The sequence below is a fragment of the Bacillus sp. P4_D3 genome (assembly GCF_056401855.1).
This window is the reverse complement of sequence record NZ_JBFUIN010000094.1, coordinates 1-10,254: the sequence shown is the minus strand read 5'-3', so window position 1 is coordinate 10,254 and position 10,254 is coordinate 1. Positions and strand designations below refer to the sequence as shown.

General features: G+C 35.3%; 10 protein-coding genes and 1 pseudogene. 8 read left to right on the top strand and 3 right to left on the bottom strand.

The features are described 5' to 3' along the window. The coding region (locus AC1DTM_RS12750; RefSeq protein WP_477000304.1) for a spore germination protein at positions 1–1,376 on the bottom strand (1,376 nt) is incomplete at its 3' end. A gap of 279 nt (positions 1,377–1,655) precedes the next feature. Next, on the bottom strand, positions 1,656–2,252 hold the full coding sequence (locus AC1DTM_RS12745) for a hypothetical protein (protein WP_016103779.1): 597 nt from the start codon (positions 2,250–2,252) through the stop codon (positions 1,656–1,658). A 384-nt stretch (positions 2,253–2,636) separates the two neighbouring features. Here AC1DTM_RS12745 and AC1DTM_RS12740 point away from each other — a divergent pair, with 384 nt between their 5' ends. From AC1DTM_RS12740 to AC1DTM_RS12730, 3 genes are all read left to right on the top strand, one after another. Then, positions 2,637–3,197 carry a nitroreductase family protein gene (locus AC1DTM_RS12740; RefSeq protein ID WP_002159207.1) on the top strand — a complete coding sequence of 187 codons (561 nt, stop codon included), beginning with the start codon at positions 2,637–2,639 and terminating at the stop codon, positions 3,195–3,197. A 116-nt stretch (positions 3,198–3,313) separates the two neighbouring features. Next, positions 3,314–4,729 (top strand): stage V sporulation protein SpoVR, encoded by a 1,416-nt coding sequence (spoVR, locus tag AC1DTM_RS12735; protein ID WP_016103780.1) that lies wholly within the window; start codon positions 3,314–3,316, stop codon positions 4,727–4,729. Positions 4,730–4,837: 108 nt separating this feature from the next. After that, a complete protein-coding gene (locus tag AC1DTM_RS12730; RefSeq protein WP_016103781.1) occupies positions 4,838–6,100 on the top strand; it encodes a neutral/alkaline non-lysosomal ceramidase N-terminal domain-containing protein in 1,263 nt (420 codons plus the stop codon). A 128-nt stretch (positions 6,101–6,228) separates the two neighbouring features. Here the strand turns inward: AC1DTM_RS12730 and AC1DTM_RS12725 are convergent, their stop codons facing one another. Beyond that, entirely contained in the window at positions 6,229–6,702 is a 474-nt protein-coding gene (locus AC1DTM_RS12725) for a MarR family winged helix-turn-helix transcriptional regulator (protein ID WP_016103782.1), read from the bottom strand. Between the two features lie 152 nt (positions 6,703–6,854). Between AC1DTM_RS12725 and AC1DTM_RS12720 the strand changes: the two genes are divergently transcribed. The 5 genes and pseudogenes from AC1DTM_RS12720 to AC1DTM_RS12700 all read left to right on the top strand — a co-directional run bounded on the left by AC1DTM_RS12720 (position 6,855) and on the right by AC1DTM_RS12700 (position 9,934). After that, positions 6,855–7,439: a DUF3238 domain-containing protein gene (locus AC1DTM_RS12720; RefSeq protein WP_002159204.1), complete on the top strand. Its 585-nt coding sequence runs from the start codon at positions 6,855–6,857 to the stop codon at positions 7,437–7,439. 135 nt (positions 7,440–7,574) lie between these two features. Beyond that, complete coding sequence (locus AC1DTM_RS12715) at positions 7,575–8,159, top strand: DUF3238 domain-containing protein (RefSeq protein WP_016103783.1); 585 nt, start codon at positions 7,575–7,577, stop codon at positions 8,157–8,159. A gap of 146 nt (positions 8,160–8,305) precedes the next feature. Then, positions 8,306–8,574, top strand: a pseudogene (locus tag AC1DTM_RS12710) (DsbA family oxidoreductase); the annotation flags it as partial. Positions 8,575–8,717: 143 nt separating this feature from the next. Then, complete coding sequence (locus tag AC1DTM_RS12705; protein ID WP_002010721.1) at positions 8,718–9,161, top strand: carboxymuconolactone decarboxylase family protein; 444 nt, start codon at positions 8,718–8,720, stop codon at positions 9,159–9,161. Positions 9,162–9,403: 242 nt separating this feature from the next. After that, complete coding sequence (locus tag AC1DTM_RS12700; protein WP_002159200.1) at positions 9,404–9,934, top strand: GNAT family N-acetyltransferase; 531 nt, start codon at positions 9,404–9,406, stop codon at positions 9,932–9,934. The last annotated feature ends 320 nt before the right edge of the window (positions 9,935–10,254 follow it).

The following is a 10,254-nucleotide window of genomic DNA, read 5'->3' as shown; positions in this document are numbered from 1 at the left end:
GTCCCTAAACCGCGAAATGGATATAAAGGTAATAAATAAGGCGATCCAAGTGATTTTAAACGAATTAAATGAGCTAATATGAATACGAATCCTACAATGAGACCTAAGCCCCCAAATGCACCAGCTAAAAGAATAAGCGGAAATCGTAGTATCCGGATAGTAGAAGACATTTTTACAGTTGGTGTTGTAAAAGAAGCGAGTGCTGATAAAGCGACCGCAATTAATAAAATTGTACTTGTTAAAGCAGCTTGAACAGATGCTTGCCCAATTACAATCCCACCAACGATACCGATTGTTTGTCCAACTTTTGTCGGTAATCGTGCCCCAGCTTCGCGAAGTAATTCAATTGTAATTTCTAAAAAAAGTGCCTCTAAAACAGGTGGGAAAGGTACATTAGCTCTAGAATAAATAATAGGGCCAAGTAAATCAGCTGGAATCATTTGATAGTGATATGTTAATACAGCTGTATAAATGGCTGACGAAAATAAAGAGAATGCAGCTCCAAAAAAACGAACCATCCGAAGAAATGAGCCCGCTATCCATGGTAAATAATAATCTTCTGGAGAGACGAAGAAATCGAGTAATGTCGCTGGTCCAGCTAATGCATATGGTGAACCGTCTGTTAAAATGACAACTCCTCCATTCAATAATGCATAAACGGAGCGATCTAAACGCTCTGTAGGGAGTAAAACAGGGAAGGGAGAGTTGCTGTTATCACTAATAAACTGTTCAATCATAGTCGCATCGAAAGGAACATCAAAGTCAATGTCTTGTAGGCGCTGCATTGCAGTATTAACGTGCTGTTCATTCGTAATGCCTTCGATGTAAGCAACTACGACTTTTGTTTTTGATATAGAGCCAACTACAACTTGTTTGAAAACTAATTGCTCCGTTACAATATTCCGGCGAAGTAAGTGTATATTTGTATCAATATTTTCAACAAATCCAACTTTTGGACCGATGACACTATATTCATTTTCTGTATCGTTATATAACCGTGTACCTAACACTGAACTCTCGGCACGAATAAGTGCATATTCTGCTGAGTGAGAATCATTTTTTAGCTGAATAAGTACATACCCACTTAATAATTTTTCACGAATATCATCAATAGAAGGGGCGGTGATAATCTCCTCGAGTGTGACGATATTTGCTATATCGCTTATATTTTTAATGTGATCTAATTCTCTTTTTATAGGTGTTAAAATGAATCGATTAATGAGGAGTGATTCGGCTGTAGATTTATAATAAAACAAACATAACGTCCCATCTTCTACGATGTTATAAGAAACGAAATCACTAGACCCTTTCATAGTTTGGATAAATTCTGGAATGGAACAGATTGTTTTTGTATTCTTTTTAGACGAAAGAAACATTTTCTCACCCCTTGCCTACATCATTTACTCGTGTTAGTTTTTGGGAAAGACGGGAATTTATACTTGAAAATTGAAAGTTCATAAAGTGAAACTTTAATCAGTGGGGGTTTTGTTCATCTCCCACTGATTATTAGCCCTCACCAATCGGACGTTTACGGGCAGTTGATCGCCCACCTAACTTCTTTGCACCAGCCGAATTTTGAGGTGGGAGTTTTACTACCCACAAATAGCGGGATAAAGAAAAGGAAGAGTATTGAATATCTCTTCCTTTTTGGCAGGCTAATTTGTTTTCTTTTCTTTAATAGACTTCACTAATTTAATCATTTCTGCCCGTATATCTTCTTTTTTAACATTTAATTTTTCCGCAATTTGTTTAATATCCATCCCATCTTTTTTCATTTTCAGTACATCATCGAGAGAAGTATTACTTTTTTGAGCGATGATTGTTAATACCGTGAGCTGACGTAAGCTGATATTATACTCTTTCATTTTTTGTTTTAGTCCATCTGGTGTGGACTTTTGCATATTTGCTAATTCTTGCAGTAGTGCTTTTTTCGTTTCTTTATTCATATGATGCTTTTTCAATTTACTTGGATCTACACCGAAATGCTGTGCTGTTTTCTCCCAAGATTTATTTTGCTTATAGTAAGCTAAAACGTCTTTAATTTCCTTTTTACTGATTCTTGCAATGTGGGCAGCTTTCCAAATTTCATGTTTGTTATAGCCGAGTTTTTCGAGAGACTGCATTTCTTCCTCTGAGATTAGCTTATGATGATGCATTGTTACTTCTTTTGGCGAGGCAGCGGAAGCAGGGAAAACAGACACCCCGCATAATAATGCTGCCATAGTCATACTTACTGCGATTTTCTTATACATGTAAACTCCTCCTAGATGGGTAATGTGGAAAACTTACACATATCATTTCCATAAAATGTGAAAAACTTGTGAACAAGTTAAGTTTTTTTATTCACAGTATAAAAAGGAGTTTTTATAAGTTTTCCAACATAAAACATTGATTAATAGTGAAAAACTAGGTTATAATCGAAATTGAAAATCAATATCAATAATAAAGTGAAACTTTAATCAGTGGGGGTTTTGTTCATCCCCCACTGATTATTAGCCCTCACCAATCGGGCGTTTACGGGCAGTGGATCTCCCACCTAACTTCTTTGCTCCAACCGGTCTTTGAGGTGGGATTCTTACTGCCCGTTAATGCGGGACAAACTTATACATATAGATAAAAATAAGGGAGAGAAAAATATGACTACATATACTTCCATCGCAAATGTGATTAAAGAAAGACGTTCTGTTCGTACATTTACAGATAAAGCAGTAGACAAAGAGCTATTAATTGAACTATTAAACGACGCAACATGGGCACCGAATCATAAAAACCGTGAACCATGGAATTGTAAATTATACATTGGAGAAGGCCGTCAGAAATTAGTAGACGCAGTATTAAACTCTTTCACAGAAGAAGAAAGAGTGAAACGCGGCAAAATTTTATCTGACCGTTTCTTAAGCACACCTGCACAAATCGTTGTATATATGAATGAAGATCCGCGTCAAATTCCACGTGACGAAGATTACGCTGCAACATGTGCATTTATGCAAAACTTCCAATTGCTTGCTTGGGAACGCGGCTTAGGATGTGTTTGGAAATCAGGTGGATTAAACTACAATCCACTATTTATAGAAGGAATCGGTTTAACAAGAGGCCAACGCATCGTTGGAATTCTTCATATCGGCTATTTTGATAAAGCACCAGAAGGAAAAGCTCGTACGCCGATTACGGAGAAGATGGAGATTATTGAGGGTTAATTAGAAAGAGGCATTCTCGTTTTTTCGGGGGTGTCTTTTTATTATGCAATCAATCCTCATGAAAGCTTGTTCCTCATCATACACTTTCTTAAGGGAAAGTGTAAGGAGGGAAAATAATGAGAGCAAGTGACGATAAAGCGCTGCAATATGCGATAGCGGAAATTACGGAAATTGCGACTGGATTTGGGCTTGATTTTTATCCGATGCGTTATGAAGTATGTCCAGCGGAAATTATTTATACATTTGGTGCATATGGGATGCCGACGAGGTTTTCACATTGGAGTTTTGGAAAGCAATTTTTCAGAATGAAATTACAATACGATTTGGGACTTAGTAAAATTTATGAACTCGTTATTAACTCTGATCCATGTTACGCCTTTTTATTAGATACGAATTCTTTAATTCAAAATAAACTAATCGTAGCGCACGTTTTAGCGCACTGTGATTTCTTTAAAAATAATATTCGTTTTTCGAATACGAAGCGAGACATGGTAGAAAGTATGGCTGCAACAGCGGATCGTGTGAAAGCATATGAGCATAAGTACGGAAAGGCAGAGGTAGAAACATTTTTAGATGCCGTACTTGCCATTCAAGAACATATAGATCCATCACTTATGCGCCCGAAACTTGCATGGAGTATTGAAGATTTAGAAGAGGATGTTGAAAAGAAAAAGATATCACAGTACGATGATTTATGGAATTTAGATGATCGAAACAAAAAGAGGGAAAGACCTAATATGCATAAAAAGAAGAAAATCCCTCCGCAACCAGAGAAAGATTTACTTCTATTTATCGAAGAATATAGCCGTGAGTTAGAAGATTGGCAGCGCGATATATTAACGATGATGCGTGAGGAAATGTTATATTTCTGGCCGCAGCTTGAAACAAAGATCATGAATGAAGGCTGGGCTTCCTACTGGCATCAACGCATACTTCGTGAAATGGACTTAACATCTGGTGAAGCAATTGAATTTGCGAAATTAAATGCAGGTGTCGTACAGCCATCAAAAACAAGTATTAATCCATACTACCTCGGTATTAAAATGTTTGAAGATATTGAAGAACGCTATAACAATCCGACAGAAGAAATGAAAAGGCGCGGTGTGAAGCCTGGTTCTGGTCGTGAGAAAATGTTTGAAGTACGGGAAATTGAATGGGACGTATCGTTCCTAAGAAACTACTTAAATAAAGAACTCGTAATGAGAGAAGATATGTACTTATTCCAGCGCCAAGGTAAGGAATATAAAGTAATTGACAAAGAGTGGGAACAAGTACGAGATCAACTCGTAAATATGCGTACAAATGGAGGTTTCCCGTACTTAGTAGTGGAAGATGGAGACTACTTAAAGAATGGGGAATTGTACATTAAACATAGTTACGAAGGAATTGAGCTAGACTTAAAATACTTAGAAAAAGTATTACCTTATCTTCATCAGTTATGGGGAAGAACGGTGCATATGGAGTCGATTGTGGAGAGTAAGGGCGTTGTGTTTTCTTATGATGGGAAGATGGTGCATCGGAAGTATGTGTGATGGAAAGAACGGACATAGAATGCTGTGTCCGTTCTTTTTTATTTGGAACAAAGTTAAATATGCTATTCTTAAAGAAAGGGAGTTACATATAGAAATGGAGCGATCTAAATGAGCAAAGTAGGGGTATGTAAGGTGGAGATTACACCACCCTTAGGTATTGATTTTATCGGATACCATAGAGAAACAGGGATTAATAATATTGAAGAGCGCATTTATGGGACAATTTTTGTATTTGAAAAAGATGAAATGAAAACTGTGTTTATAAGTATTGATAATATCGGAATGTTAGTAGAAGATACGATGATAATTCGTGAACGAGTAGCTAGTGAGCTTAATGTACCGTTGCAGCAAATAACAGTTGTTTATACGCATACTCACTCTGGTCCGGAAACAGTCGGCGATCACCCTTTAATAAAGTCGTATAAAACGATTTTACTAAATAATGTAGTACAGGGTGCTATTACTGCGAATAATAATATACGGTCATGTGAAGTTGGCTGGGGTGTTACAACAGGTGAAATTGGAGTAAACCGAAGAGAGAGAACATCTGATGGAAAAGCGAAGATGGGAACAAATATAGAGGGTGTTGTAGATAAACGAATTGGTATGTTAGCAATAAGAGATGTTGAAACGAAGGAGTTATCTGGGGTTTTAGTGTTTTGTACTGCTCATCCGAATGTTTTAAAAGGAGATAGTGATGCATTATCAGCGGATTATCCTGGGATGACGAGAGAGATTCTTGAGAAAATAGTAAACTGCCCAGTTATTATCGTTCAAGGTGCTGCTGGAAATGTGAATGCGAAGTATCGCGGTTCAAGGGAAGCATTAAAACAAATGGCTTACATGCTTAGTGGACATGTATTAACGATGTTACCAACAGTTACATATAGCCCAATTGTAAATTTGAGAACAATTTCGAGTACGATGCAAATGAAGTTGAAGGATATTCCTGAAATTGATGAGGTACGAAGCATGGCTCAATTAGCTGAGAAGCAGTGGAGCGTGAATACTGATGAATGGCTTACTATCGTATTAGAGAAATATAGGGAAAACATGCGGCAGTTAAGTATCGATTTAGAAATTCAATTGTTTCAAATTAATGATGGTATATTCTCTGGAATACCGATGGAACCTTTTTCAGAAACTGCTTTAGAAATGAAAGAGAGTCTTCAAAATGAACTAGCTTTCTTTGGTGGCTATACGAATGGATATATTGGTTACTTACCGACAAAAGAGGAGTATGCATATGGTGGATATGAAGTGGAATTAAATCCTGTTGTGTATGGGCCAGTTACAAACTTGTTGATGCCGCCAGAGGAGAATACGGCAGAGCTGATCGTGCAGAGAGTTACGAAATTATATAATGTATAATATATGGATATCCCATATATTTAAAACAAAATTTAAAGGAATCAATGATTTTAATAAAGCTGTAAAAAACGAATCCATTTTGAAAAAGAATAATCAAAGTGGATTCGTTTTTTATATGGAGTTTTTGTTTACCAAACAGGTCGTATGCTCGATGATAATTTTCCTGTATTTTCTTTAGTAACGAATGTTGTTAAATCCTCTTTAAGCATTTGCATTCGTTCTGCACCTATGTTTGCAATCCATCGTTGTTCTATTTCAGCTACTATTTCTTCTTTTGCTTTCATTACTGCTAAACCACGCTCGGTTAAAACAATAATTTTACCTCTTTTATCAGTAGGATGCGTTTGGCGCGTGACATAACCACTGTTCTCAAGAGAATCTACCATTTTACTTATGGCTTGTTTTGAGACCCCTAAATATTCAGCTAGTTCTATACCGGTTGCTCCATTAGGAAGGATACGTTTGAACATAAAACCATGCGCTGGCCTAATATCTTCAAATCCCAATTCACTTAATTTGTAATGTAGTTCAGTAATTAATGTGCTGAAAGATAGTGATAAAAGTGATGTAAGATCTAGTTCGTTAAGTGTTTGATGAGTCATGTATATAACCTCCTTACTTATAGTCAATTAAATTGACTATAAGTAGAATCTATTGTACTATACAGGATATAGTCAATCAAATTGACTATATGATAGTAATAGAACAAATAATGATTTATCTAAATAAAATCAATGAATTATGGAGGTTTCACATGGTTAATATCGTTAAAATTAGAGGGAGTGTATTTGCACCGTATACTTTGCTGAAACCTATTCAGGATCCTGCAACAGGAAGAGCGTTTGAATATGCTGGAGATGCACGTGAATTTACACCATATGCTGTGAACACAAAGCGTTCAAGATTAGAACAAGAAGTGAATATTGATTTTTATAAAAGAGAAATTTTCACATATGCAGATGCTTGTATCGTCACTGTGAAAATTACAAATCCAGATGGCTCAATTGAGTATCAAAAAGGAGAAACAAGTACAGAAAACATTGCATGTACAAATATTGTATGGAGTGAAGATGAAGTTTCATTTGAAATGAGAGCAAGTGCAAGTAATCCTTTAAACGCGGCAGCACCTGCAGCTGATTATTTTTTGACTATACGAGTTAATGAAAGTGGTACTGTGCATGTTGAAGGTGTACATGATGGTTTCCCTTGCTATGAATTTTATAAACAAATAGACTTTGGTTCATTTGAATTAATATATACACATGATTTCAGAGAAACGGATGATACCTCAGCAGCACTAGCTGGAGAAATGGAATATAGCTTTAAAACGACAATCTAGATATAAATATAGCGCTATTTTTCAGAAGGAAGTAGCAAACGTAAAAGCGAAAGCTATTGATTATGGGAGCGAAATTGTGGTCTGTTTTATTCAATAGTATGCAGTATTTAAAATAATATTATAGAGGTGTTTCTTATGACTAATATCGTTAAAATTAGAGCCAACGTATTTATTCCAATGTCTTGGACAGAACCGCGGAAGGATGCACAAACAGGGAAAGTAATCCAATTCGAAGGTGATTCACGTGAGTTTACACCACATGCGGTAAATACTATGCGCTCTAGAGTTGAGCAAGAGGTAGTAGTAGATTTTTATAAAGAAGAAGTGTTTTCATATGCGAACACGGGTGTCACGACAGAGAAGATTACAAATCCAGATGGTTCTGTGAATAAAAGAACAGGAAAAGCGAGTACTGAAAATATTGTGTGTACTCATATTGTATGGAATTCTGAGGGTGTGCAATTCAAAATGAGTGCAAGTGCTAGTAATCCGTTAAATGTGTATGCACCTCCTGTGGACTATTTATTAACTGTATGTGTGAAAAAGAATGGCAGTATCGATATTCAAGGAGAACATGATGGATTCCCTTGTTTCGAATTTTATAAGCAAGTAGATTTCGGTTTATTTGAACAAATTTATACACATGATTTTAGAGAAACTGGTGATACAGCTGAAGCATTAGGCGGAGAAATGGATTATAGTTTTGCAAAGAGATTATAGGAAGTATGACAATGGAACGAGGGGTTACTTCATTCGTAAATGAAATGAATTTTTTGTAGTAGATATATTGTATTAGTCATATTATCCCCATGTTTGAAGCTCGTATAGTTATAAATATGGGATAAAAAGAAATGTGAGGAATGTATATGACAGTGAAAATTAGAGTTTATTCTGATTTTATTTGTCCATTTTGTTTTTTAGCTACTGCCCCTTTAGATGGGGTGCAAAGGAAAAAGATGTAGAAATAGAATGGATGCCACTTGAATTACGCCCTATCCCGCATCTTAAAGTTAAACCATGGAAATTGCCTTATGTGGTAGAAGCTTGGAGCTCGTTCATTCATCCTACTGCTAAAAAATTAGGAATAGAAATGAAATTACCTCGTTTATCGCGTCCGTATACTCATTTGCGATATTTACGTACCATGAAACAACTAATTACACTGTCTACAACTGAAATTCTCTTTGATTTCGAATGCCTTACAAACAAAATATTAGCACAAATGTTCGTGTGACGGTATAATTATAAGTATCTTAAAATTAAAGGAGGTCTTGCCTTATGAGTCAAAGAATTTCCTACTATGATGTTGCACCTGATGGCATGAAAATTATGATGGATATGGAGAAGTACACTAAGAAGTCTACAATTAATCGAATTACTAGAGAACTTATAAAGATTAGAGTCTCTCAAATTAACGGTTGTGCTTTCTGCATAGATATGCATACATCCGATGCTCGTAAGATGGGTGAAACCGAACAACGAATTTATTGTTTGAATGCTTGGAATGAATGTGATTTTTATACACCTGAAGAGAAAGTTGCTCTTGAACTATCTGAGCATATTACTCTAATTCCTACTAAAAGAGTTCCTGAAGACCTATATAAGCGAGTACGTGAACACTATGACGAGAAACAATATGTTGACCTTGTTTTGGTAATCAATCAAATCAACAGTTGGAATAGAATTTCTATTGCAATGGGAAATACAGCAACTAAAAAATAATTGCTCTCAACGAACGGAAAATAAGAATAAAATTAAAGATGTTTAAAAAATCACAATACGGTCGTTTCATTTTTCTTTATTATGCAGTTATCATAAACTGTGACATAACCAAATTTATAAAAGTTATTGTTTCATCCTTTATAACTTTTATCATAATATTATCTTGAAACACGAAGGGACTGAACTATGCGCAGATATCAATATCTTGACCCCAAAATAAAAACATAATGGAGGTAAAAATATTGATTACAGAACTACAAACCGAAAGATTAGTTTTAAGAAAAATGAAAGCATCAGACTCAGCTAGCATGTTTACAATTTGGTCTGATCCAGAAGTTACAAAATTTATGAATATCAATAGTTTTACTGATGAAAGCCAAGCGGTAGATATGATTGAAATGCTTGATAAGCTATCTCGGGAAAACAGAGCTATTCGTTATTCGATAATTGAATTAGAATCAAATGAAATTATCGGTTCTTGTGGTTATAATTCATTTGATTTCAAAAACGCCAAAGCAGAAATTGGTTACGATATTAGTAAAGCTTTTTGGGGTAAGGGGTATGCGCCAGAAGCCATTCTCTCTTTAATGGATTATGCGTTTAGTACTTTAGAATTCAATAGAATAGAAGCAAAAGTTGAATCTGAAAACATCAATTCAATAAAAGTCTTACAAAAGTTAAACTTTACATTCGAAGGGACAATGAGAAAGTGTGAAAAATCTAATGAAAAGTTTATTGATCTAAGTATTTATTCAAAATTAATAACAGATTAACTTATATTACTTAGCCTACATTCCTTAAAATGTAGACTATTAAATACCCTCGAAGCATCCTTAATTGCTATTAATTGAAAGTGAGGGCTACGGCTCTCTTTTTTAATTCACAATTTCTAGTACAATTGAAATAATTAAGAAACGTATAGAGTAATCCGTCCGATCTTAACCACTGAAGAAAAATTAACAGAGGAAGAGATCATGAACTTTGCTGTTGAAATGAGGGAAAAGAAATAGAAGGACACAACTATATAATAAGAAAAATCTAGAAGATACGTAATATTTAAAAATGAACCGTCTCATAAAGAACATGTAGTAAT

Bases quoted from the DNA above. Each gene is read 5' to 3' on its own strand.
- AC1DTM_RS12745 (WP_016103779.1), bottom strand. From the start codon at position 2,252: ATGTATAAGAAAATCGCAGTAAGTATGACTATGGCAGCATTATTATGC.
- AC1DTM_RS12740 (WP_002159207.1), top strand. From the start codon at position 2,637: ATGACTACATATACTTCCATCGCAAATGTGATTAAAGAAAGACGTTCT.
- spoVR (WP_016103780.1), top strand. From the start codon at position 3,314: ATGAGAGCAAGTGACGATAAAGCGCTGCAATATGCGATAGCGGAAATT.
- AC1DTM_RS12730 (WP_016103781.1), top strand. From the start codon at position 4,838: ATGAGCAAAGTAGGGGTATGTAAGGTGGAGATTACACCACCCTTAGGT.
- AC1DTM_RS12725 (WP_016103782.1), bottom strand. From the start codon at position 6,702: ATGACTCATCAAACACTTAACGAACTAGATCTTACATCACTTTTATCA.
- AC1DTM_RS12720 (WP_002159204.1), top strand. From the start codon at position 6,855: ATGGTTAATATCGTTAAAATTAGAGGGAGTGTATTTGCACCGTATACT.
- AC1DTM_RS12715 (WP_016103783.1), top strand. From the start codon at position 7,575: ATGACTAATATCGTTAAAATTAGAGCCAACGTATTTATTCCAATGTCT.
- AC1DTM_RS12705 (WP_002010721.1), top strand. From the start codon at position 8,718: ATGAGTCAAAGAATTTCCTACTATGATGTTGCACCTGATGGCATGAAA.